This window comes from Fulvivirga lutimaris, from assembly GCF_009711525.1.
Classification (GTDB): Bacteria; Bacteroidota; Bacteroidia; order Cytophagales; family Cyclobacteriaceae; genus Fulvivirga; species Fulvivirga lutimaris.
In genome coordinates, this window is sequence record NZ_SMLV01000411.1 from 12,119 (window position 1) to 37,144 (window position 25,026).

At 37.4% G+C, this 25,026-nt stretch carries 23 protein-coding genes; 11 read left to right on the plus strand and 12 right to left on the minus strand.

Annotation, left to right across the window (positions count from 1 at the left end):
* The first annotated feature begins 41 nt into the window (after nucleotides 1-41).
* The gene (gene ychF, locus E1140_RS15165; RefSeq protein WP_155185636.1) at nucleotides 42-1,139 is read left to right on the plus strand and encodes a redox-regulated ATPase YchF; all 1,098 of its coding nucleotides are present in this window, start codon (nucleotides 42-44) and stop codon (nucleotides 1,137-1,139) included.
* A 181-nt stretch (nucleotides 1,140-1,320) separates the two neighbouring features.
* Nucleotides 1,321-2,121 (plus strand): CRISPR-associated endoribonuclease Cas6, encoded by an 801-nt coding sequence (gene cas6, locus E1140_RS15170; RefSeq protein WP_155185638.1) that lies wholly within the window; start codon nucleotides 1,321-1,323, stop codon nucleotides 2,119-2,121.
* On the opposite strand, the gene E1140_RS15175 is transcribed toward cas6, so the two are convergent.
* Nucleotides 2,118-3,404, minus strand: coding sequence for a type IX secretion system plug protein (locus tag E1140_RS15175; RefSeq protein ID WP_155185641.1), 1,287 nt, complete (start codon nucleotides 3,402-3,404; stop codon nucleotides 2,118-2,120). The two genes, cas6 and E1140_RS15175, sit on opposite strands and share 4 nt — an antisense overlap.
* Nucleotides 3,405-3,500: 96 nt before the next feature.
* On the opposite strand from E1140_RS15175, the gene E1140_RS15180 reads away from it, so the two are divergent.
* From E1140_RS15180 to E1140_RS15195, 4 genes are all read left to right on the plus strand, one after another.
* Complete coding sequence (locus tag E1140_RS15180) at nucleotides 3,501-4,052, plus strand: RNA polymerase sigma factor (RefSeq protein WP_155185644.1); 552 nt, start codon at nucleotides 3,501-3,503, stop codon at nucleotides 4,050-4,052.
* On the plus strand, nucleotides 4,036-5,421 hold the full coding sequence (locus E1140_RS15185) for a hypothetical protein (protein WP_155185646.1): 1,386 nt from the start codon (nucleotides 4,036-4,038) through the stop codon (nucleotides 5,419-5,421). The genes E1140_RS15180 and E1140_RS15185 overlap by 17 nt, the downstream gene beginning before the upstream one ends.
* 232 nt (nucleotides 5,422-5,653) lie before the next feature.
* Nucleotides 5,654-6,982: an LVIVD repeat-containing protein gene (locus tag E1140_RS15190; RefSeq protein WP_155185649.1), complete on the plus strand. Its 1,329-nt coding sequence runs from the start codon at nucleotides 5,654-5,656 to the stop codon at nucleotides 6,980-6,982.
* A complete protein-coding gene (locus E1140_RS15195; protein ID WP_155185652.1) occupies nucleotides 6,975-7,580 on the plus strand; it encodes a hypothetical protein in 606 nt (201 codons plus the stop codon). The genes E1140_RS15190 and E1140_RS15195 overlap by 8 nt, the downstream gene beginning before the upstream one ends.
* A gap of 3 nt (nucleotides 7,581-7,583) precedes the next feature.
* Here E1140_RS15195 and abc-f read toward each other — a convergent pair whose 3' ends face one another.
* The 5 genes from abc-f to E1140_RS15220 form a co-directional block, all read right to left on the minus strand.
* Nucleotides 7,584-9,482, minus strand: coding sequence for a ribosomal protection-like ABC-F family protein (abc-f, locus tag E1140_RS15200; protein ID WP_155185702.1), 1,899 nt, complete (start codon nucleotides 9,480-9,482; stop codon nucleotides 7,584-7,586).
* Nucleotides 9,483-9,563: 81 nt separating this feature from the next.
* Nucleotides 9,564-10,064 (minus strand): hypothetical protein, encoded by a 501-nt coding sequence (locus E1140_RS15205; RefSeq protein ID WP_155185655.1) that lies wholly within the window; start codon nucleotides 10,062-10,064, stop codon nucleotides 9,564-9,566.
* Nucleotides 10,065-10,134: 70 nt separating this feature from the next.
* Complete coding sequence (locus E1140_RS15210; RefSeq protein WP_155185658.1) at nucleotides 10,135-11,181, minus strand: helix-turn-helix domain-containing protein; 1,047 nt, start codon at nucleotides 11,179-11,181, stop codon at nucleotides 10,135-10,137.
* Nucleotides 11,181-11,498, minus strand: a complete 318-nt coding sequence (locus E1140_RS15215) for an Mpo1-like protein (protein ID WP_155185661.1) — start codon at nucleotides 11,496-11,498, stop codon at nucleotides 11,181-11,183. The genes E1140_RS15210 and E1140_RS15215 overlap by 1 nt, the downstream gene beginning before the upstream one ends.
* A gap of 24 nt (nucleotides 11,499-11,522) precedes the next feature.
* Nucleotides 11,523-12,062 (minus strand): DUF2911 domain-containing protein, encoded by a 540-nt coding sequence (locus E1140_RS15220; RefSeq protein ID WP_155185664.1) that lies wholly within the window; start codon nucleotides 12,060-12,062, stop codon nucleotides 11,523-11,525.
* Nucleotides 12,063-12,145: 83 nt separating this feature from the next.
* Here E1140_RS15220 and E1140_RS15225 point away from each other — a divergent pair, with 83 nt between their 5' ends.
* Nucleotides 12,146-12,628 (plus strand): deoxycytidylate deaminase, encoded by a 483-nt coding sequence (locus E1140_RS15225; protein WP_155185667.1) that lies wholly within the window; start codon nucleotides 12,146-12,148, stop codon nucleotides 12,626-12,628.
* 8 nt (nucleotides 12,629-12,636) lie between these two features.
* Here the strand turns inward: E1140_RS15225 and E1140_RS15230 are convergent, their stop codons facing one another.
* Entirely contained in the window at nucleotides 12,637-13,218 is a 582-nt protein-coding gene (locus E1140_RS15230) for a hypothetical protein (protein ID WP_155185670.1), read from the minus strand.
* 5 nt (nucleotides 13,219-13,223) lie between these two features.
* Nucleotides 13,224-14,243: a UDP-N-acetylmuramate dehydrogenase gene (gene murB, locus E1140_RS15235; protein ID WP_185153623.1), complete on the minus strand. Its 1,020-nt coding sequence runs from the start codon at nucleotides 14,241-14,243 to the stop codon at nucleotides 13,224-13,226.
* A gap of 334 nt (nucleotides 14,244-14,577) precedes the next feature.
* Between murB and E1140_RS15245 the strand changes: the two genes are divergently transcribed.
* From E1140_RS15245 to arsC, 4 genes are all read left to right on the plus strand, one after another.
* On the plus strand, nucleotides 14,578-17,550 hold the full coding sequence (locus E1140_RS15245) for a hypothetical protein (protein WP_155185675.1): 2,973 nt from the start codon (nucleotides 14,578-14,580) through the stop codon (nucleotides 17,548-17,550).
* A gap of 84 nt (nucleotides 17,551-17,634) precedes the next feature.
* Nucleotides 17,635-19,263: a pyruvate dehydrogenase complex dihydrolipoamide acetyltransferase gene (locus tag E1140_RS15250; protein WP_155185678.1), complete on the plus strand. Its 1,629-nt coding sequence runs from the start codon at nucleotides 17,635-17,637 to the stop codon at nucleotides 19,261-19,263.
* Between the two features lie 65 nt (nucleotides 19,264-19,328).
* On the plus strand, nucleotides 19,329-19,868 hold the full coding sequence (gene hslV, locus E1140_RS15255) for an ATP-dependent protease subunit HslV (RefSeq protein ID WP_155185681.1): 540 nt from the start codon (nucleotides 19,329-19,331) through the stop codon (nucleotides 19,866-19,868).
* A 1-nt stretch (nucleotide 19,869) separates the two neighbouring features.
* Nucleotides 19,870-20,217 (plus strand): arsenate reductase (glutaredoxin), encoded by a 348-nt coding sequence (gene arsC, locus E1140_RS15260; RefSeq protein WP_155185684.1) that lies wholly within the window; start codon nucleotides 19,870-19,872, stop codon nucleotides 20,215-20,217.
* Here the strand turns inward: arsC and E1140_RS15265 are convergent.
* From E1140_RS15265 to E1140_RS15280, 4 genes are all read right to left on the minus strand, one after another.
* Nucleotides 20,210-21,427: a GAF domain-containing sensor histidine kinase gene (locus E1140_RS15265; RefSeq protein WP_155185687.1), complete on the minus strand. Its 1,218-nt coding sequence runs from the start codon at nucleotides 21,425-21,427 to the stop codon at nucleotides 20,210-20,212. The two genes, arsC and E1140_RS15265, sit on opposite strands and share 8 nt — an antisense overlap.
* Before the next feature lie 113 nt (nucleotides 21,428-21,540).
* Complete coding sequence (locus E1140_RS15270; RefSeq protein ID WP_155185690.1) at nucleotides 21,541-22,755, minus strand: GAF domain-containing sensor histidine kinase; 1,215 nt, start codon at nucleotides 22,753-22,755, stop codon at nucleotides 21,541-21,543.
* Between the two features lie 87 nt (nucleotides 22,756-22,842).
* Nucleotides 22,843-24,033: an aspartate aminotransferase family protein gene (locus E1140_RS15275; protein WP_155185693.1), complete on the minus strand. Its 1,191-nt coding sequence runs from the start codon at nucleotides 24,031-24,033 to the stop codon at nucleotides 22,843-22,845.
* 27 nt (nucleotides 24,034-24,060) lie between these two features.
* Nucleotides 24,061-24,699, minus strand: a complete 639-nt coding sequence (locus tag E1140_RS15280) for an OmpA family protein (RefSeq protein WP_185153624.1) — start codon at nucleotides 24,697-24,699, stop codon at nucleotides 24,061-24,063.
* Between the last annotated feature and the right edge of the window lie 327 nt (nucleotides 24,700-25,026).

Consider the following 25,026-nt stretch of genomic DNA (forward strand, 5'->3'; position numbering starts at 1 on the left):
GGAGCTACAATATTTTTAAAACACAGAAAAAATAAACTTTCATGGCCCTAAAATGTGGTATTGTTGGATTGCCGAACGTAGGTAAATCAACATTATTTAATGCGATTTCCAATAATAAAGCCGAAGCAGCGAACTTCCCTTTTTGTACAATAGAACCTAATGTAGGGGTTATAACAGTTCCTGATGAGAGGTTACATGTTTTAGAGGACCTTATTGGCCCACAAAAAGTATTACCTACAACTATAGAGTTTGTTGATATTGCAGGCCTTGTGAAAGGTGCCAGCAAAGGAGAGGGGCTTGGAAATCAATTTTTGGCTAATATCCGCGAGGTGGATGCCATAGCTCATGTGGTGAGATGCTTCAATGACGATAACATCGTGCACGTTGATGGGCGGGTTAACCCAATGGCGGATAAGGAAGTGATTGACTTTGAACTCCAGCTGAAGGATTTGGAGTCAATTGATAAAAAAATTCAGAGAATAGAAAAGCAGGCAAAAACTGGCGATGCTAAGTTTAAAAAGGAACTCACTATTCTTCAGGAGTATAAAAAACACCTTGAATCTGGTGAGAATGCTCGTACGATTGAAATGGATGCTGAAGATAAGAAGGCCGTTGCTGATCTGCAGCTATTAACTGCTAAGCCCGTAATATATGTTGCCAATGTAGAAGAGTCTGCATTACCCAATGGCAACGAGCACTCTGAAAAACTGAAAGAAGGTGTAAAGAATGAAAATGCTGAGGTTGTAGTGGTTTCTGCATCTATAGAGGCCCAAATAGCTGAATTGGAAGATCCTGAGGAGAGGGCTATGTTTTTAGGAGAGTATGGGTTGAAGGAATCTGGTCTTAATAAATTAATTAAGGCCGCTTACACTATCCTGGATTTGATCACTTACTTCACAGCGGGTCCGAAAGAAGTTAGGGCATGGACAATTAAGAAAGGGTGGAAGGCACCACAAGCTGCTGGAGTAATTCATACTGACTTTGAAAAAGGGTTTATTAGAGCTGAAGTTATCAAGCTTACGGACTATGAAAAGTATAAAACGGAGGTAGCTTGTAAGGAAGCTGGAAAAATGGCGGTGGAAGGAAAAGAGTATGTAGTTTCAGATGGAGACATCATGCACTTCAGGTTTAATGTGTAATTATTAAACTTTTATTTAACCTCCGCTTTTAGAATTGATATTTTAGACTTATTTTTATTAACTATTGCCCAATGGACCACCCTGTAATAAGGAGCATTGGCAGTTTTTTATGATTGAACTATCTGAATAGTTCTTGTGTGACCGAGGTCCTTATTTTTTTGAACGGTTAATTTTTAGTCAATTGAGAGTCCGTATTGTTTTTATTTTGAAGAACAGAGGAAGCCACGTCCCCTTCCATCACCAGTATATGCTGGCACAGATGATTAAAGGGATACTTATGAAAGGTGGTAATAAGGCTATGATTGACTATGCCTTTTATAATTTTTCAGGATTAAAGGGACAAACTAAAGTCAGCAGAAAAGGACTTCATTTCTACTCTAGTAGAGTTACACTAGTACTATCGAGCCCTAATAAAGATTTTATTGACTACTTCTTGTCTAACCTATTCAACTTTGATCAGGTAGAGATAGGGAGTTTATTTTTAAAACCGGAATCTGTTGAGCTTGAGGAAAGTATCAAGTTTGAAGAAAGCATCAAGTTTATCTGTATTTCCCCATTAGTATTACTCAGCTCATCATTTAATGATAGCACAGCAAAGAGGTTTATACAACCAGAGACAGATACGTTTTCAGATATGCTATATGAGTCTACCATACAAAGGATGCAGGATACCGGTATGTTTTCTGAAGAGCAGCTGACCAGCTTCTTTAAATTTCAGGTAGTTCCGGATAAAGGGTATATCGCCAGACTGACGGCAGCACAAAAGAAATTTGCCAGAATTTATCCGGTATTTGATCAGGATGTGAAATACGAGGTGCGGGGCTATACATTTCCTTTTACCCTGTATGCAGCTCCTGAAGTTCAGGAGTTTGTTTTCCATTGCGGCTTAGGACAATTCACTCACAAAGGTTTCGGTATGCTTGATGTGGCTAATTCAAACCCGAATAGCAGGGTTTTGAAATACGAATTTAGCTACGCTTAATTCTCTCTATTATTTAGTGTTATTTGCTTGTAAGCAAGCAATAAATCTCCCCTAAGGTTAGGAGCCTTATAGTAAACGAAAATTTCATAGTCGTTTTCAGCCTCAAAATGATTACCCTCTAGGTAGTTGCTATTGAGACTATCACCTTTAACAAGGTACTTGTAGTCATATATACCCTGCTTTAAAATTTGAGAATTGGTGTATACTTTACGTTTGGGGTTATATTCCATTATTGTTGAATTGTCCATTTTGTAGTTATTCATTTTGCCTACTACGTAAATATCTCCACCTAACTCTTCATTTGCGAGCAGGGTGAAATTGGTATATAGATAATCAGATTCGGATGAACCTCCTGTGTCTTGGTTCTGTATATAAAAGTCCCCATTAAGATCATTGTATTGTGCATAAGCTTGGTATATTCTTGGCCTATCAGGCATAATATTAACCGTTGTGGGACGTGTGCTAAAGTCCACATTAGCCACTCTTTGACCAGGATATCTTAACGAACGCATATCAAAAAAGCGATACTCATTACCAGCGCTGAAATTATTTTCATAATTAAAAAACCTATACTCTAGCTCCCCTTCATGGAAGAAGGTTGGTCGGTTTAGAGTAACAGCATTATGCCATTGCTGATTTTGACGAAGTACAATTTTAACAGATTCCATCGGGTTGATGAGCTCATAATTCTCATAGGTTATTTTAAAATCTATTTGCTGGTTCAGACGATTCGTTGAACTTATTCCCATTAAATTGCTCATTAACTGGATGTTTAAGTTCGGATTGAAAACCATGAATCGCTTACTTAATATAATGTCTTTTTCGTCAGTTCCTCTATAGGCTACCAGTAGGTAGTTACCTGGTAGTTTTATTCGTGGAAGGTTAAATGAATAGTGTATGTAGGCAATTTTAGTGTCAGTTGAATACTCATACCTTGTGATGTTAAATTCATTGAATTCATACAGAATGTCGAGGTTATTTACCTGACTAGGTTTCCAGTCATAGGTGCAGGGTACTATCTTAACACGATATTGCTCATGAGACTCTACTAAATCATCGAACTCTAATACGAGATTGTTACTGCCTAATGCCGTTACCGGAGGTGAGAATACATCATTAGCTCTTCCTGTGTTTGGATACAAAAGTACTGTTCTGATTTCTTCCTCATAGGTGGCGTCTTCATAAAGCAATTTTTTATTGTTCGCAGGGTACTCATAAAGAGTGAAACCTAATAGAATTATTGTGAAAACTGCTAAAGAAGCTCGGAGACCAAAATTCCTCATAAATTTGAGTATAATTTTTGCTAGCTAAGATAAGTATTCCAACCTTAATGACTTAAGGTGTGTCTAATAAACACGATAAGTACTGAAATATTTTAAATGGACTCCGAAAAGGCGCTGATTCAAGGATGTATCAAAGGTGACCGCAAAGCCCAAAAGCTGTTGTATGACCAATATGCTGGAAGGATGCTGGTAGTTGCTATGCGTTATTCTAAGTCTGATTTGGAGGCTGAAGACATCATTCAAGAGGCATTCATTAAAATATTTGAAAAAATAAAGACATTCCGAGAGGAGTCCAGGCTAGGTTTTTGGATAAAGCGAATTGTTGTTAATACTGCGCTGAACCATCAACGGAGCAAGTTGTATATGTTTCCTATGGTTGATGTTCAGGAATTAAACAATAGTGCTGATGGTGAGTTTTCGCTGTCTGGTTATCACTTCAAAGAACTTTTGGGTTTTATAAAGGAACTGCCCTCAGGGTGTCAGATTATCTTCAATTTATATGCGATTGAAGGTTATTCGCATCAGGAAATTGCGAAAATGTTAGATGTAAGTGTTGGTACTTCAAAGTCACAATACTTTAGAGCGAAAGAGCTATTGAAAGCTCGAATTGGTCAAGAAGAACAAAAAAGCTATGAAAGAGTCAGATAGAGGGATGTTTGAAAATGAGTGGGAGAGTGCATTTGAAGGAGCTGAAATGGCTCCATCTGAAACTGTATGGTCTAAAGTAGAGGTAGCTGTTGCTAATAATGAAGGGAAGAATTACAAAAGAAGTCTTTTGTTTTTTAAGCTTTTGGCAGCGGCCTCTGTATCATTTGCTATGAGTATTGGTGGCTGGCAGTTGTATGAAAACTACTATAATCAAGAAAATCTGTTTGAAGTTACCGCAGATCAACAATTGGATATTTCCACTCAAACAGAAGATGAGATTAAAGAAAAACAACCTTTAATTGCTCAAGAAAGGGAGAGTGAAAATGAAAGAAATGAGAATGAGACACCAAACTCTAACTCAAATGATAATGATGATTTAGGATTGGATAAAATTGCTGGTAATGAGGAGAAAGGTACTACAAAAATGACCCTAGCTCATAAAACTTTATTGGCGCTAAATAAAGATAATTCAATTGATAATGTGGCTAATAATGATAAGAATGAAGCTTCAGATAACGAAACCTTTGTTGCTCAAAATGAGAGCAGTTCTCCTGATAAACTGGATTACTTAGGGGTAGATTTCTTTGAAGTAAATGGGGAGCTTGTTGAACCCAAAATGGTGCCTTGGCTTTCAAATATTCCGTCTCGAAAATCAGATGATTTTAAAGGCCTATGGGCAGGTGTTGGTATGAGTGCTGGAAGTTTTAATTCTAATAGTTCTTCAGCTAGTTCAGCGAATTCATTAAGTGAAGGCTTTCTTAATTCTGATGTGGGGCAGGTATCTACTAATAATGTTTCATACAATGAATCGAATGGAAATGCATACAGTTTTGGGTTGAATGTAGGCACACAAATATCTAAACGATTTGTGTTGATGAGTGGTCTAAATTATGTGCAACAATCTAATACTTCTAACTCAAATATTGTAGCGTTAAACACCGAAGGATTTAGTGCGGTAGACAGAAATACTTCGCTGTCTTCAGAGGCTTCATATGCCTATACAGACTCTTACAAAATCTCAAATACTTATGAGCTTTTATCTGTTCCTGTACAGGCTGGTTACATCCTGTTAGATAGGAAGTTTAACATCCTTTTATTGAGCGGAGTTTCCAATGATATCTTCTTAAGACAGAAGATAACTGATGAATCTGGAAGGGCGCAATCGGTAGAAAATAATGGTAGTGATAATGGTTATTCTACGTATTCTTTAAGTGGGTTGATAGGCTCTGAATTTAGCTATGATATAGGGGAGAACTATATGCTTTCTCTCCAGCCGCAGATAAGGCAAACCATTAATTCTTTTACACCTGAAGGTAGTAAACCCACCTACTTTGAGGTTGGATTCAAGTTTAAATACATCATTAAATAGCATTTTATTAAATAGCTCTTTATCTAAATCTGCAGCTATAGATTTGTTTAATGTTTATACTTTAAATAATTGATTGATAATTATTTAAAGGCTTTTATATTAACTATCACTTGCATTAAAATAGGTGATTTATATTACTGACAAATTGTCCTAACGGACAATCTAAGCACTTTCCAACCATTTCATATTAAGGTGTGTCTATAAGTCACACACCAATTAAAATTTAACGAGTATGAAACCATTAAAAATGGAAATGTCTAGAAAGGAAAAACTAGTGATTAGTCTGCAACTACTGCTGTATTTATCCTTGTTTACTTTAGTAGCTTTTGTGCTTCCATCTTGTACAAATGAATGCGATGTTGAGAACACCTACTTCTATTATGAACCGGTCTATTCATCGATGGAAGAGATAAGGAGTTCGGTCGAGTTACTACCTCCGGTGGAGCTAAAACAGGTTGGTAAAATTTACTTTAACAATGGATACCTTTTTATCAATGAACCTAATGAAGGTATTCATATCATTGATAACAGAGACCCAGCCAATCCTATTAATTTGGCCTTCATAAATATCCCTGGGGCTTTTGATTTAGCGGTTAAAGGAAACATACTTTTTTCTGACAGTTATATGGATTTGGTGGCCATCGATATTAGTAATCCGACAGCGGTAACTGAGCTTGGAAGAATAGAAGGTTTATTCCAAGAATATAACTCTTATGGCTACTATGCAAATGATGAATTAGGTGTGGTTACGGATTGGCAATTGAGAGAAGAGGTAACAATGACTGAGTCATCTTGTGCGGAGCCACAGTATGATTGGGGAGTGCTTTATGCAGAAGGAATTGCTTTGACTAATGATGCCAGTTTTAGAGCCTCTCAAGCTGTATCTCCTTCTAATCCTGGTATGGGTGGTTCGATGGCTCGCTTCGCGCTTGTAGACAATTTTCTGTATGCTGTTGACAATTATAATCTGAGGACTGTTGATGTTGCCAACGCAGCAGCAATGAGCAAAGGTGGGGAGTTGAGTTTGGATTGGGGGGTAGAAACTATTTTCCCAAAGGAAGACAACTTGTTTATTGGTACCACAACGGGTATGCACATCATGAATATTTCCAATCCTTTGTCACCAGAATTGATTTCTACATATGATCATATTGTTAGCTGTGATCCTGTTATTGTAGATAACGATATTGCGTATGTTACATTGCGATCTGGTACAGAGTGTCAAGGGTTTACCAATCAGCTTGAAGTAATAGACATTTCTGATTTAACCAGTCCGCAATTGCTTTATACTTATGAGATGTTCAATCCACATGGCCTGGGAAAAGATGGGAATGCTCTTTTTATCTGTGATGGTACAGATGGTCTTAAGATCTATGATGCTTCTGACAATTCCAAGATCACTGATAACTTGCTGGCGCACTATGAATCAATTCAAGCCTTTGATATTATTCCATTTAATAATGTAGCCATGATGATTGGGGAAGATGGTTTTTACCAATATGATTATTCTGACCTTTCTAATATTAAATTTTTAAGTCACATAATCATCAGCAATGAATAAGCTCTTATTAATTTTACTAGCTAACATAATTGGGGTAGCAGCTTTTGCTCAAACAGATTCGGTTGAGCTTGAAACTAAGCCCAAAAGGTTTATCCATCAGCTGGAAGTTGGCTGGATGAATTATGAGAATGAAGAGAGTGGGTTGCTCTCTGATCTTACATCAAGCTATGTCTTTTCTTATGCTGTTCAACCAGAAATAGCGGTTGGTCTGGGTATTGGCTATGAGCGTTATATGGTTTTTAATGCAGTGCCTTTTTTTCTACAAGTGAAAGCAAAGCTCATAAATAGAGACAACCATCCTTTTTTGTATCTAAGAGGTGGTAAGACTTATATGAATGATCGTAGTGATAGGTATAGGGAAGTAAATGGTGGTTACACTTATTCTGGAGGGTTGGGCTATCAATGGAAATTTGAAACGGCCAGCCTTTATTTAAGTCTTGGTTATAAAAGTCAGTTATTGAAAACGGTTAGTGATCAGAATTACTACTTTTATTCCTTTGATGCTTTATCTTCTTACTATGCGCCATATCCTGAGAGTAGAAGAAAAACTGACTGGAAAATGCAGCGTGTGGAGTTTAAAATAGGTGTTAGTTTCTAACACCTATTCCATTTCATCAATTGCCTCAGCTTTATTTTCCCATTCCTTATTCAACGCTTCTAAACTTGATTTTAGATCGTTGTATTTTGTATTAAAGGTCAAAAGCTTATCAGGGTTGCCAAATACATCTGGTTTGGACATTTCATTTTCACAATCTTTTAAGCTTTGTTCAGTAGCTTCAATTTTTTGCTCAATTTTTTCGAGCTCCTTTTTCGCATTTACCAATTGCTTCTCTTCCTGATCGTTACGCTCTCTTTTGGGCTTTTCCTTTTTCTCCACTTTAGGGGCAGGAATAGTGTCTTGTACTTCGTTCTGACTTTTCCAGTAGAGGTACTCATCATAAGTGCCCGGGTATTCTTTTATTTGATGGTTCTCAATGTACCATATTTTATTGGCTACTTGAGTTACAAAGTGCCTGTTGTGAGAAACAGTAATAAAAGTGCCTTGATATTGCTGCAACGCCTGAATCAAAATATTCTCCGATAGAAAATCCAGGTGGTTGGTAGGCTCATCGAGTAAAAGAAAATTACATTCAGATATTAAGGTCTTAGCCAATGCTACTCTTGACTTTTCACCTCCTGATAATACTTTGATCTTTTTGAAGACATCATCATTAGTAAATAAAAAGCAGCCGAGCACCTGTCTTAGCTCTAATTCTGTTTTGGACGTGCCTGCCTGCTTAAGCTCCTCTAAAATCTCATTTTCTATTCCTAACGACTCCAGTTGGTGCTGAGCATAGAATCCTGTAATTACATTGTGGCCTTGCTCTCTTTTACCAGAGATATTTTCTGTACCAGCAATAATTCTTAATAGGGTAGACTTACCTTTACCATTGGCACCTATTAGCGCGATTTTATCTCCGCGTTCTATATGGCCAACAGAGTTTTTAAGTATTTGCAGGTCACCATAGGCTTTACTAACATTATCGAGCCTGATTACATGACGGCCAGATTGCTGTTTGAAGTTGAATTTGAAGTTTACCACAGCAGTGTCATCAACCACATCTTCTATGACATCCATCCGCTCAAGGGACTTTACTCTAGACTGCACCTGACGTGCCTTGGTAGCTTTGGCTCTAAAGCGCTCTATAAATTTCTCAGTCTGTTTTATTTTTGACTGTTGATTTTCAAAGGCATTTTTCTGAATCTCACTTCTTAGCTCTTTCTCTTCAAGGTAGAAATCATAATTCCCCTCATAGGCAGTTAGCTGTGAGTTAGCCACTTCCACAATTTTAGAAACCGTGTTATTTAAGAAGTGCCTATCGTGAGATACTACTATCACAGAACCCTCATAAGTTCTTAGATAATTTTCTATCCATTCTATAGAAGGTAAATCCAAGTGGTTGGTAGGCTCATCGAGCATGAGTAACGATGGCTTCTCCAACAACAGCTTGGCAAGCATGACACGCATACGCCATCCTCCTGAAAACTCTTTTAATGGCCTTTCTAAATCTAATGTTTTAAAACCAATTCCCTCAAGTATCTCTTCGGCCTTGGCTTGCATAGAATAACCTTCCAGTCGTTCAAATTTTTCTTGCTGCTTGGTTAGTTTTTCAACCAACTCATCCGAATATTCAGTTTCAAGCTTTTTGAGAATACCTTCTATTTTTTTATGAGCATCCACAGCTTCTTCAAAAGCCATCATGGCCACGTTTAAAATACTGTCTTCAGACTGATAAGAAAGCAGATCCTGGTTTAAGAAACCAATGGAACATTCCTTACTCATGCTTATATCACCCGCATCAAGTTTATAATCACCATGGATTAATTTGAGGAGAGTAGATTTGCCTTTTCCGTTGAGCCCGATAAGTCCAATTTTATCTTTTGGCTTAATGTGTAAGGAGGCGTTTTCATAAAGCGCACGGCCACCTATGAAGTAAGAAATGTTGTTGATAGAAATCATGGCCGCAAAGGTACTCTGCCTTTGGCCAAAAGCCAATGAAGGCTCAAATTATATAATCTGAGCCTTTGTTGAAATTTGAGTTTATTTTTTACGTGTGTATTTGATCTTCCAAAGCAAATTCCAGGTTTTACCTCCATCCTGAGTCCCTTCCCAGTCCCAGGTGAAACTGTCTGGTGTTATGTCATAAAAGACCATTCTTTGGATTGATACTTTGCCGTCTTTTTCTACAGGTAGAGTTTTAAAGATTCTTTTATCACCATCAATTTCTCCAATAAGATTGATATAACCACCTTGGTTGTCAACCCATGCCTGATGCCATTGTTTAGTTCTGGGGTTGTAAACGGATACGCTATTTCCCAGAAATCCGGCATTCTGCCCTTCAAGTATTTTAAAATCTTCATTGATGACTTTGTTATCCAGTTTTTTTGTAATGGTGTTTGTGCCACTACCAGCTGTTTCGCCTTCGCCCCAGTTGGCATTCCATTGGCCAACCCAGAAATCAAATGCTTTTGTTATATCATCTTCCTGTGCGTTAGCGCCCAGGGTAAAAGCAATAAATAAAATTGTAAAAATTGTTTTCATAGTTTTTTTGAATGAAGATCATCCAAAACGAACTACAGAAGGGAAAAACTTATAATATTTTACCAAAAACTCAGGCAATGAGCTTTTTTCTGTTCATCTGCTGAAACTCAGAAGGAGAATAGCTGGTAAATTTCTTAAAGGCGTTATTGAAAGAAGTCTTGTTATTAAAGCCAGAGTCATAGGCCACCTCAATTAGCTTTAGGTTTTGGTCGTCATTAGTAATGATACGTTTGGCCTCTTCAATTCTGTATTGATTAATAAAATCTGAAAAATTTTGTCCAGTAATATCATTGATCACCTGAGATACCTGATTGACTGATAGTGAAAGTTGTTCTGCTAACAAGTTCAGTTTTAACTCACTATTTAAGAATGGCTTCTCAATTTCCATATGCTTTTTTATGCTTTCAAATATTGAGTGAGAAGCGGTTGAGCCTATTTGAGTTTTTTCATATTTGAGTCCTTCCAGGGATTTGAGGGTTGAAGGGTTTTTATGGCTATAATAACCAACATAGTAAATGAAAAAGGAGGATGCTAATGAAATAAAGTAATCATACTCAATTTTCAATGCTCCGGTCCAAACCAATAAGTAGTAAAGGTTAAAACTGAGCGTGTATCCTATAAACGACCAGGCGATATTCTTTTTCCATAAAGCTTCTTTTGAAACGCTTGACTGCTTGATTGCCGTTTTAAAAATCAGCAGTGAATAAATCATCAAATGAATATTCTGAACAATGGCCACTGTAAGTCCTGCTGTCATGCGCTGCTCATGACCAAGCGATGGGGCAGCACCAAAGTAAATGCAATACAGTAGAAATGGAAGAAAGTGTATAGGTTTAAAATACAACTTGCCTTTACCTGATTTGATATAGAACCATAGCAGTGGTGGAAAGATAAAGGTGAAAGCCCCTGAAATACCAATAACCCTGGGCAGCGACTGATACAATCCTGTCCAGAAAGTTATGTAGTAAATTAACATCAGGGAAAATGAAAGTACCACACCTGCCAACAGGTTACTTATCTTCGATTTTCTTGAAAAGATTATTGCCGACAGGAATAATCCCTGACCTGCCGCAAGCCAGAAAATTAGCATCCATATATTTACTCCCGCAAGCTGCATTAATTGTTGGGATTAAATTTTTGCTTGCCTGTAAGCAAGTGAAAGAACAATATAAAATCAGATGCCAGACTGTAACCGGGGTATTGAAAAGTGGCAGGCTTGTTTTTTTCAAAGAAGAAATGACCAACCCAAGCAAAACCATAGCCTACAAATGGTATCGCTGCTAGTAGCACCCACCGCTGCTGAATAATAGCGGTGAGTAGAATAACAAAAACCAGCCCTGTGCCTATGAAATGAAGCACCCTGCTGGTTGGATTACTATGCTCTGAAAGGTAGAATGGATAAAATTCTTTTAATGATTGGTATTTCTTTTCCATTCTACAATTTAACAAAAATGTCTTTTAATCAGTAATGAATGTGATGGGTATTGATACCTCAGTTTTGTCCCACATCATTTTTAACCCAGCATTTTCATTCTTTTGCTCAAATGCAATAGTGAATGGTTCATATACTACCTTTTCGATCTTATGAGTAGGAACTTCAACTCTTAATACGTCTGCTTTTTCAGTATAGTTATATGAACCCCATTGACCCAATTGCTCGTTGAAAATAATGGTCCACCTGTCAATATTTGGTATTGTAAAGATGGTATAGGTTCCTGCAGGTAATAGCTGGTCTTTTATCTCAAGGTCGCCTGTCAAAGTGATTTCTGTGGCTTCATTAGCACCAGTTCTCCATACCTGACCGTATGGCACCAGCTCACCAAATATATTTCTGCCTTTTTTGTGAGGCTGACAGTAGGTTATTTTAACATAAGTATCCTCATATTTCATGGTTACAATAGCAGTGGGACTTGGTCGTGGTGTCACTGCCTCCTGAGCTTTGCTAGCGCCAAAAACCAATAGTAGGAGAGTTGTTAAGATAAAAAGTCTGTATTTCATAGCTTTGATTTAGTTTTGCTTGATTTCGATTTTAAAGTTAGTCAACATTCTACCAAATATTGTACCGCATAAATAATGATGTAATGGAGAGACCCAAATTTGATGACATTTACATGGAACTAGCGGTAAACCTCGCCAAAAAATCTCATTGTATTAAACGACATGTAGGTGCTGTTCTTACTAAAGAAACAAGAATCATCTCTATTGGTTATAACGGTCCACCTGCCGGCACACATAACTGTGATGAAGAGTGGCCAGAAAAAGGATGTCCCAGAGATTCCAAAGGTGGCTGTTCTTTGGCAATTCATGCCGAGCAAAATGCTTTGCTCTATGCTGTTAAGAATAAGACAGAAGTAGTTGGAGCAACTTTGTATGTTACACTTTCGCCATGCCTTGCCTGTAGCCGAATAATTTATACCATGGGGGTAAAGAAGGTGATCTACCTCAACTCATATGCTGAATATAAGGGAATAGGTAGTGATGAAGGTCTTGACTTTCTTAAGAAGTTTGGTGTGGAGGTAGAGCATTATTCTGGGCAATTGCAGAATGTTACTCATATGATTTAAACAAGATTTTATTCAAAGTGGATAATGTATTCATACCTATCCATTTTATAAGTGCCTTTAAATTTGATAAAAGAATTATTGGACAGTTCTTTTACTGAAAACTCATAAAAGCCTAAAACATCATCATCTCCAAGGTATTTTTCGATCTCAGAATAATTTTTCTGTCGAAATGCATCGCTAATCTCTTTGTGATAAACCCTTAAGACGGGCTCGATTTGTTCAGTTGAGATATCAGAATCCCTTTCAACTAAAATCAAAAGGTATTTTTTTGCCGTTGATCGGCTAAAATTATTCCAATGGATTAGCCTTGAAGGATTTGATTTATCAACATTGAATTGTTTTTGTAGTACAGGTTCACCAAGTGCTATGGTATCTTTCAACTCATATATTAGAATAAACAGCTCATCATTTTTTGTCGAAATTACGCTTAAATCCTCACTTAAATTTATGGCCGAAATAGTTATACTAATGCTATCGCCATCTTGAAATTTTTCTTTTGATATTCCAAAGGCATTAGAATTGGCACTATAGCAGAAGTTTATAAAGGTGGCTATAATCAGAGGTAAGACAATGAATACTTTTCTATTCATTATGGTTAAATAAAATTCACTTCTGGCGTCAATTCTATACCAAACTTATCAATTACCGACTGCTGTATTTCCTTTGAGAGGTCTGCGATATCATTGCCTTTTCCACCTCCGTAATTAACAAGCACCAGCGCTTGGTTTTTATGTACTCCAATTTCACCTCTTTTCAATCCTTTCCAACCACATTGTTCAATGAGCCATCCGGCTGGCACTTTAACCTCATTGTCAGAAACTACATAACCAGGTATATCAGGAAATTCAATTTTCAGCCCCTCATAGTCTATTTTATCGATTGTAGGATTTTTAAAGAAACTACCTGAATTTCCTATTTCTTTCGGGTCTGGCAGTTTGCTTTGCCTGATGCTTATCACCGCATCACTAACATCTTTTATAGTAGGATTTGATATACCTCTCTCATTCAATACATCCTTAATTGCGCCATAAGATGTATTGATTTTATGATTTGACTTTGTCAGCTTAAAAGTAACATCAGCTATAAAGTATTGTCCTTTGACTTCTAACTTGAATATACTTTCTCTGTATCCAAATTGACACTCTTGTTTGTTGAACAGTCTCGTTTCACCAGTTTTAAGATCTACTGCGGTAAGTGATTCAAAAACCTCCTTTATTTCAATGCCATAGGCACCTATGTTTTGCATGGGCGCAGCACCAACGGTACCAGGAATAAGCGACAAATTTTCAATACCTCCCCAATTATGATCAATAGCATGAAGTACAAACTCATGCCAAACTTCTCCACCTCCAACTTTCACAAAAACATGATCCTCATCTTCGCTGATAATTTCAATTCCAGCAATCTGATTCCTGATAACCAATCCGTTAAAGTCACGGGTTAATAAAATGTTACTTCCACCACCAAGAATCATCACTTCATTATTTTTAAATGTCTCTGAAGTAATGATTGATTGCATTTCGGCTATTGAATGCACCTCCATAAAAAGGGCAGCATGAGATTCCAGCCCGAAGGTGTTGAATGATTTTAGAGATACTTCTTTTTGTATGGTCACGCTTGCGAAATAAACAAATTAACCATTAAAAATGGGAAAATGAGATTGGAATTAGTACATTATTCCCAATTCTGACGCTTAAAAAATATTATGAAGAAAAAGGAATGTCCATCTTGTGCGATGGAAATTGATAGCAAAGCAAAAGAGTGCCCCATCTGCGGATATGAATTCGCTACATTTAATACCTCTCAACGCATTGTAGCGGTTTTACTCATTCTAGTGATTCTTTGGTTTCTTGTTTTTTAAAATTAAGTGATTTTCAGCCATTATTTTTTGATAGAATATAGCCTACACTCTCATTTATAATCTATTTTAGAGGTTTGCGATTGAAAATATGACAAAATTAAAATGTTTGTTGCTGTTCGTTTTTTTTGCAGCCATTAATCAACATACGCTTGCACAAGAAGTTTTAAGTAATAACCCAGCTTCAACCAAATGGAAGCAAATTAAAACTCCAGGCTTCAAGGTTATTTTCCCAGAAGGTTTTGAACAAACAGCCAATGAGGTGGCGAATACCCTTGAACACATTAAGGCGCCTGAAACCAATACAATGGGTAAGAAGAACCCAAAAAGGATTTCGATTATTCTTCAACGTAATAATGCAGTGTCTAATGGCTTTGTAACACTTGGGCCTAGAAGGTCAGAATTTTACACTATGCCACCTCAGGATTATAATTTTGCCGGAACCAATAAATGGCTGAGTTTATTAGCTGTACATGAGTATAGACATATAGTTCAATTTCAAAGAAGTAAGACAGGATTAAATAAGGTCTTTTCAATTTTGTTTGGTGAAAACACACAAGCAGGGATGGCCTTCGCTGCTGCGCCCAGATGGTTTTGGGAGGGTGATGCCACATTGATGGAAACCGCAGTAACAAGCAGTGGGCGTGGTAGAATTCCATCTTTTGATAGAGTCTTTAGAACCAACTTGCTTTCTGGTAAGCGCTTCAATTACAACAAACAACATTTACAGTCCTTTAAAGATTACATTCCAGACCATTATAAGTTGGGTTATTACTTTACTGCCCATTTGAGAAAGCGTACTAAGAACCCTGAAATATGGAATGATATTGCTAAAAGTGCTTTTAATACACCAATTATCCCATTCACATTCTCCAATGCTATGAAAAAGCATACTGGAAGCTATCTGGTTAAGAACTTTGATACTATGATGGATGATTTGGAGAGCACCTGGAACCAGCAAATTGCTGATTTACAGCCAACCCCATTTGAAACTATAAATAAGCGGGGTAATGACGTGTTTACTGAATATGCTTTTCCTCAAACGCTGGAAGATGGGTCTATTGTTATTTATAAAACTGGTTTAGGAGATGTTGGTCAACTGGTTAGGTATGATTCTGAAGGTAATCAAATTGAACGTGTAGTAACAGGTGTTAACAATAATACCGGCATGCTGACCTCTACTCAGTACAAGGTATACTGGAATGAATATGAGTTTGATCCTAGGTGGAGGGCTAAGTCATATTCAGTGATTAAATCTTATGATTTTGCTACTGGCGACCTGAAACGAATAACGAAGAAGACGCGGTACTCTGGTGCTGGAATTTCACCTGATGGGTACAGAATAGTTACCATTGAAAATGATCTTGAGAATAAAAATACCATTGTAATTCTTGATGCCATTTCAGGAAATGAGATAAAGAAGTTTAGCAATGATACCGATGCACAATATGGAATGCCAAGCTACAGTGCAGATGGTGAATCAGTAGTGATGATTAAAATTACCGAGACCGGAAAATCAGTAATAAGTATTAATGTAGAAACTGGGGCAGAAACAGTGTTAATTGCTGAGAGCAATGAAAATATCGGTTATCCTGTGCTAACTGATAAGTATTTGTTTTATAACTCGCCATTCAATGGAATAGATAATATTTATGCCTTTGAGCTTAATTCAAAAAATAGGTTCCAAATCACAAAAAGTAAGTTTGGGGCGTACAATCCTAACCTGTTAGATGCTAACACTTTGGTGTATAACGAGCATACAGTGAATGGATTAGATGTTGTGAAAACCGAACTCAATGCTGATCTCTGGACGCCAATAGCTTCAGTAGTAGATAGAAATGTTAAGTATTATGAAGAAATAGTAGAGCAGGAAGGGCATGCGAATTTATTAAGTGGAGTGCCTGATAAACAATATGATACAAAGAAGTATAGCAAGCTCGGGCATGCTATTAATATACATAGCTGGGGGCCTTTTGCATCAACTGATGTAAATAATTTACAAGCAGGTATTTACTCTCAGGATGTTTTAAGTACTACTAAAATGTCTTTGGGCTATGCCTACGATGTGGAGGAGGAGACAGGTTATGCTTCAGCAAAATTTAGCTATCAGGGACTGTACCCCATTTTTGATCTTGAAATACAAAAAGGAAATAGGACATCAAACGAAGGGGTGATAAATGGAGAAGAGTTTATTTTTGATTGGAAGGAAGAAGGTGCATTAGGTGAGGTTTCGCTACCATTAGTCTTTACAAGATCAGAATTCAGCAATCAACTAAGTTTATCTGCTGGTGTTGGTTATACAGATGTCTATAATTTTGAAAACAGTGTTTTAGGTTCTAGTCGTCTTGCACCTATTAATGATACATTGGCCTTTTTCTTTAGAGATGTGCAGAGCAATGGTACTCTTTTGTATAATAAGTTGTCGTTAAGTCATAGTATATTAATGAAAAGAAGTAGTAGGGATATTTTAAGTCAATGGGGTCAAAATTTTGCGATTGAATTTTATAAATCTTCCTACAGTAGTGATTTTAATGCTCGGTTATTTGCGGTTCGATTTACATCATATTACCCATCACCTTTACAGCTGATAAACAAAACAATATTTAAACACCATGTTTTAAATACCAGATTCGGCTATCAGTCTAGATTGGGAGATATCTCATCTAACCTTTATTATTTTAGGAATAGGATCAATAAACCGAGGGGTTATAGCTATCCACTGCATGATAAGTTTAGGTCTTTTTCTATAAACTACACCTTTCCTTTAATCTACCCTGATATAGCCTTGGGTCCTTTTTTAAATATTCAACGCATCAGGGCTAATGCGTTTATGGACTTTGGAAGAGGAATTGGTAAGAACTATTTTGTAGAGTATTTGGAAAATGACCCTTTGGTGTATTTCAATAGTAATACGGAAGATTATCAATCTGTTGGTGTGGAGGTTTTAGTAGACTTTAACGTACTAAGGTTTCCAACTATGATATCTACTGGAATGAGATACAGTTATTTAACAACAACGAATGAAACTAACCTCGAGTTTGTTGTTATTAATGTTAGCTTTTAATTTATAATTATGGCTTTATTTTTATTTGAATAAAGTCTTTTAACACCTATTTTTGAACGCTTACTTAATTAAGAACTAAAGATTATGGCCGAAGTAATAAGAATGCCCAAGATGAGTGATACCATGGAAGAAGGTGTGATCGCTTCATGGTTGGTGAAAGTTGGAGATGAAATTAAGTCTGGGGATATATTGGCAGAGGTAGAAACAGATAAGGCTACCATGGAATTGGAATCATACGAAGACGGTGTATTGCTTCATATCGGTATAAATGAAAAAGAATCAGTTCCTGTTGATGGTGTTATAGCCATTATAGGTGAAAAAGGAGAAGATATAAGTGAACTGCTAAAAGGAGACAGTGCTCCTGCCAAGAAGGAAGCTGAGGCTCCTTCCAGTGCAGCTTCTTCAGCGCCAGTTGCTGAGGCAATAGATACTTCTGACATAAATGCTCAGGTAATCACCATGCCTAAAATGAGTGATACCATGACTGAAGGGACAATTGCTTCATGGTTGAAAAAGGTAGGTGACAAAGTTTCTTCCGGAGATATATTAGCTGAAGTCGAGACAGATAAAGCTACTATGGAACTTGAAGCGTATGACGATGGTACGTTATTGTACATTGGTGTAGAAGCTGGCAGTTCTGTTGAGGTAGACGGAGTAATAGCAATTATAGGAGAAAAGGGAGCAGACTATGAGACTTTATTAAAAGCTCAAAGTGCGAAGTCAAGTGCTAACGAGGCACCTGCAAAAGAAACGCCTGCACCAGCTGCATCATCCACTTCGGCTCCTGAAGCTGCTAAGCCTCAGTCAAATGGTCAATCATCAGCTACTGATAACGGAAGAATAAAAGCATCCCCATTGGCTAAGAAAATGGCTGATGAGATGGGTTATGACCTTAGCCAAATCAAAGGAAGTGGAGATTTTGGTAGAATAGTGAAGCGTGATGTAGAAGAGTTTAAGCCTTCCGCAGCACCGGCAACTGCTTCGCAATCTGGTGGTCAATCTCCAGTTGTATTGCCAACTGTAGTTGGAGAAGAATCTTACGAAGAAGTGGCGGTTTCTCAAATGAGAAAGACAATTGCTAAGCGATTAGCTGAGAGTAAGTTTACAGCTCCTCACTTTTACTTAACAATGGAGATTAACATGGACAATGCTATTGAGGCAAGAAAATCCATGAATGAAGTTGCTCCTGTTAAGATAAGCTTTAACGATATTGTAATTAAGGCTGTTGCAGCTTCATTAAGGCAGCATCCGAAAATCAATTCTTCGTGGTTAGGTGATAAAATTAGATACAACAAGCACATACATATTGGTGTGGCTGTGGCAGTTGATGAAGGTCTGTTAGTGCCGGTTATCAGGTTTGCAGATGGAAAGTCATTATCTCATATTTCTACTGAAGTAAAAGATTTGGCCGGTAAAGCAACTAAGAAACAGCTTCAACCAAGTGATTGGGAGGGAAATACATTCACTATCTCAAACCTAGGTATGTTTGGAATCGAAGAATTTACCGCGATTGTTAACCCGCCAGATTCATGTATTTTGGCCGTTGGAGGTATTAAAGAAACTCCTGTGGTTAAAAACGGTCAGGTAGTTCCGGGCAATACAATGAAAGTTACCTTGTCTTGTGACCACAGAGTAGTGGATGGAGCTCTCGGATCAGCATTCTTACAGACCTTGAAAGGGTTGTTGGAAAATCCTGTAAGAATATTAGTATAAGAATATAAACTGAAGAACGATAGCACGGCCACAAGTCGTGCTTTTGTTTTTAATAAGAAATCAAAATGACAAAGATAAGATCAACCACAGTATTGGCTGTGATACATAATGGGGAAGTAGCAATTGGGGCTGACGGGCAGGCAACCATGGGTAACTATGTAGCCAAGAGCAATGTGAAGAAGATCAGAAAACTACTTGATGGCAAAATTGTCACTGGATTTGCTGGCTCTACTGCCGATGCTTTCACCCTTTTAGAAAGGTTTGATGAGAAGCTTAAGGCCTACGGAGGCAGTATGAAGCGCGCTGCTATTGAGTTAGCTAAAGATTGGCGAACTGACAGGTATTTAAGGAAACTTGAGGCCATGTTGATTACAGCTGATAAAGATGAAATACTGGTGGTTTCAGGAACAGGTGATGTATTAGAACCTGACAATCAAGTTGCGGCCATTGGTTCAGGATCTATGTATGCACAGTCTGCGGCCTTAGCATTGAAAAAGCATGCTACGCACCTAACGGCAGAAGACATTGTCAGAGAGAGTCTAAACATTGCAGCTGATATCTGTATTTACACTAATCACAATCTGATCATCGAAAAACTAAAATAGTATGAGCGACCTTAGCATATTTCATAATCCAAGATGCGGTAAAAGCAGAAATACACTCGCCATTATCAATGAAAAGAATCTTGATATCGAGGTTGTAGAATATTTGAAAACCCCACCTTCAGCAGCTCAGCTTGAAGCTATTGTAAAGAAACTTGGGATTAAGCCTGAAGAGCTGATTAGAAAAGGAGAGAAGGTTTTTAAAGAGAATTATAAGGGTAAGCAATTAACTGAAAGTGATTGGATCAAGGCAATGGTGGAGCATCCGATATTAATAGAAAGACCAATTGTAATAAAAGGTGATAAGGCAGTTATTGGGAGACCTCCTGAGAATGTGCTATCAATTATTTAATACTTCTTGCTGAAGGAAACTCTAACCTGAAATTTGAGCCCTGATTTGGGTGACTACTGGCCATAATTCTGCCTTGGTTCTGTAGCATAAACTCATTAATCAGAATCATACCAAGTCCTATCCCTTTGATGTTTTTGTGCGTAAGGTTGGGTGAAATCATATTTTCACTTAATATTTCATTGAGTTTTTCTCCTGACATACCCTGACCTGTGTCTTTAACCCAGATTACACTTCTCGATTGTTCTATTTTTGAACCGATTTCTATTTCATCGCCTGCCTGACTAAATTTAATGGCATTGTTTACCAGGTTTCGAACCGCCAGCTTTATCATTTCGAAATCACCATAAACAGGAACATTTTGATCTTTGTTTACTATTGATATACCTTTTTTAAATGCTTCCTGGGAATAGAGGTTGATAGTATCTTTAATAAGGCTGGAAGTTAGAAAAACATTAATCTCTCGACTATTGGTATTTATTTTGGCTTTAAACCATAATAATAAGTTCTCGAGTAAGTCATTAGTATAGTCAACTTCAACCTTGAGGATGTCACATACTTCTTTTATTTCACTTTGATCGAGCATATTGTTTTCTACCATGCTTATGGTTGACTTGATAGAAGTCATTGGAGACCTTAAATCGTGAGTGAGAATAGAAAGGAATTTGTCTCTGAATGAAAGCATGTCCTTTTGAGCAATATCGAGCTCTTTAGATTTATGAATTTGGAGCCTTAGCTCAAGCTCATTAGATGCTCTGTCTGCCAATATTTCCAGAGCATTTCGCTGCTCTTCATTTAATTTGTTAGGCTTATTGTCAAGCACGCAGATAGTGCCAATGTTAAGGCCATCTGATGATTTTAAAGGATAACCAGCATAGAACCTGACATGCTTTTCACCAGTTATTAATGGGTTATCAAAGAAACGTTCATCATTAGACGCATCCTCAATTTCAAAAAAAGTATCAGAAAATATAGTATGCGCGCAAAAACCAATTTCTCTGGGCAACTCATTCAAATCAACTCCAAAATTGGCCTTGAAAAACAAGCGGTCTTTGTCCACAAAAGTGATTTGGCTGACTGGTGTTTTGCATATAAATGATGCTAATTTGGCAATGTCATCAAATGCTTTCTCCTGAGGTGTGTCAAGAATGTCATACCTCTTAAGAACATCTAATCTCAAATCTTCATTTTCAGGTATTGGAGCAGCTCTCATTGTTTTTTATTGAATCTTGTATACCAATTTACCTCAATTCCTGATGTGGGCACATCAGTATAATTACTCAAATTATATGCAGAATTATACTGAAAAATGAGCAGAGAGCTGTTTTAACAGGTGGTGGGTAGCTCAATTCTGAAGGTAGTTCCTTCATTTGGCATACTAGTGGCCATTATTTTACCATTATTGGTTTTGATGAATTCATTAATCAGAATAAGGCCAAGACCAATGCCTTTTTCTTTTGCAGTTCCTGGTACAGACTCAAGCGTATTTTCACCTAAAATTTTGTTTAGTTTTTCACTTGTCATACCAACACCTGTATCTTTAATCCAGACAATGCTTTTCGAAGGTCGTGTTTCTGCGCTTACCTCGATACTATCACCATCTCTGCAAAATTTAATGGAATTGTTAATGAGGTTTCTTATGGCCAGTTTTATCATTTCTGATTCACCACAGACCTGAACAGAGTTTTCTTTCTGATCGAAACTAAGATTAATGTTTTTGCGATCGGCTTCAGGTTTGTAAAGTAATATTGTTTCATTAATGACCTGATTAACATCAAACTCGTTCTTTTGTAATTGAAAATTATCCAACTTTGTTTTAGCCCAGTTTAGTAGGTTGTCCAACAATTGGGATGTGTTATTAGCCTCCAATTTTAAATATCCCATGAGCTGTTTGATTTCCTCTGGCTGCAGATATCCTTTTTCAAACATACCTAAAGTCCCTTTAATAGAGTTTAATGGGGCTCTTAAGTCGTGCGATACTATCGATAAAAGACGGTCCTTGAAAGAGTTCACTCTTTCGAGTTCTAGCCTTACCTCTCGCTGTTTTTTATTTTTAATGCGGAGTTCCATTTCAGACATCACCCTATTAGCCAGTAGTTGAAGGGCCCGCTTTTGTGCATCATCTATTTTTTTTGGATGATTATCGATTACACATAATGATCCAAGGTTGTTTCCATTTTTAGTTTTTAAGGGAACTCCAGCGTAAAATCTGATATTAGGCGAACTAGTAACTAGTGGATTATCTTCAAAACGTGGATCATTTGAAGCATCCTCAACTTCAAATATTTCATCATTTAAAATGGCATGAGCACAAAATGAATATTGTCGCTCTGTTTCTCTTACATCAAGGCCTTTTTGTGCTTTAAACCACTGGCGTTTTTCATCAACTAAACTTATCAGGCTTATTGGTGTGCCGCATATATAAGATGCCAGCTCCACAATCTCATCAAAGGCTTTTTCTTCCTCAGTATCTAGAATGTTAAATTCCTTTAACTCATCAATTCTATCAGGTTCGTTGTCAGGTATTCTTGCTGCCGTCATTACGCCAATTCTAAAATTATTTATTTAGAAATTAACGAAAAACAATGAGACTTAGGATTTTGTAAGTGAATAATTAATAATAAATGGTTATTTACCCAAGGTGTTAATAGCATCAACAATAACTTTACAAGCATGTTCAATCTCCTGATTGGTTATATTTAATGGAGGAGCAATTCTAAAGCTATTTGGGCAGGAAAGAAACCAAAAAGTGATTATGCCATGCTGCAGGCAATAATTCACGATTTTAGCCACGTCATCTGCACTTTCGAATTCAATGGCAAAGAATAGCCCGATCCTTCTGATTTCCTTTATTCTTGGGTGTTGTAGAAGCTCTTCAAAACATTGGCCCTTGGATTCTACGCTGTCCAAAAGCCTTTCATTCTCTATCACCTCGAGCGTGGCGTTTGCAGCAGCACAGCAAACTGGGTTGCCTCCAAAAGTAGTGATGTGTCCCAGCATAGGGTCATGTGTTAATGAATGCATCATTTCACGACTAGCTATGAAAGCGCCAATTGGCAAACCTCCACCAAGAGCTTTTGCGGTGGTTAATATGTCAGGCACAACATTGAAATGTTCAAAGGCAAATAGCTTACCCGTTCTGCCCATTCCTGACTGTATTTCATCAAATATTAGGACAGTGCCATTGGCGTTACACTTTTCTCTAAGTGCCTCCATATATTCAATGCTAGGTATTCTCACGCCAGCATCACCTTGAATAGGTTCTACAATTACAGCAGCAGTTTTATTAGTAATTGCATCGAGTTCTTCAATCTTGTTGAAGTTTAGAAACTTAACATCAGGTAAGAGGGGACGGAAAGCAAACTTTTTATATTCATTTCCAGAAACGCTTAATGAGCCATGGGTGCTGCCATGATAGGCACCTCTAAAAGCTATGATCTCTGAGCGACTAGTAAAACGCTTGGCTAGTTTAAGGGCGCCCTCATTAGCTTCTGTGCCGCTGTTAACAAAATAACAGCAGTTAAGCCGGTCGGGTAGGAGGCTTGTTAACGTTTCTGCGAGTATATTTGGACTTGACTGCACAAACTCACCATACACCATTACATGCAAATGTTTATCTAACTGCTCTTTGATGGCATTAATTACATAAGGATGTCTATGGCCAATAGCACTAACACCAACACCTGAAATCAGATCCATATACTTTTTTCCGTCAGGTGTATAAAGATATACTCCTTCTGCAGATTCAATGTCCAGCAGAAATGGAGAAGAAGTGGTCTGGGCTATTTTCTCGAGAAAAGTATTATGGCTGAAATTCATTAAGCAAAGCTAATCCAATGCAATGAATTAGAATACTGTGAAATCAACTCTTCTTTCGTTTTGCTTTTTGTCAGCGGATTGTGCTTCCTCTGAATGCTCTTCTCCGTAACCTACCACAGAGATATGGTCATCATGAACGCCCATTTGAATCATAAGCTCACGAATCCTTTCAACTCTTTTTATTGACAAGGCAACATTGGCTTCAAAGTCTCCAACATGATCTGTATGCCCTTCAATCAGTATTATTTTACCTTGAAGTGCATATTCAACCGCCACTAGAAATGGATCCATATCTACAAATGCAAATTCATCCTGACCGGTTAAGAAATATAAGGGCTCTAACTTTATTGGTTTTTCATTATCAAAGTTCTCAAGATGTTTCTCTACATCTTTTCTTATTTGCTCATGTTTTGCAGAAGTAGGAGCAGGCAGGTTATTCTTTTTCAAAACATCATCTTCCACATTATGCTTTTCATCCAGATCCATTTTGTCAATATCTGGTTTTGTATCTGTGCTGGCCACAGGTTGAGGCTTTGGTTTTGGTTTAGGGGCCGGTTTAGGCGGAGTTTCGTTATAGTCAACCTCAGCCATAGGTCTGGACTCCCAACCTTTATTTTTTGAGGCGATAACTTTTCTGTTTTTGTAGTTAGTTTTCTTTTTGAACAATCGAAAACACTGGGCACCGGCCGGTTTAGTAGAACTGGCATACCTTTTTTTGTAATAGGCTCTATTATTTCTTTGATGAGCACTTTTTGCTTTCCTCTGACCCGATGCGCATGAGCTCGCAAAAAAAGTCACAAGCAAAAAAATGATCGCATGTAACGCAAACTTTCTATAGTGCATTTTAACTATCTTGTTTTCTATCAATCTGCAATATCACTTTTCTAATGAAGTATGTCAAATTAATGTAAGGCAATATCATACATTAATCTTCTAATTATCAGTTAGTCAATGACTTACAATAAATGGTTATAACTGGGTAAAAAATTGTAC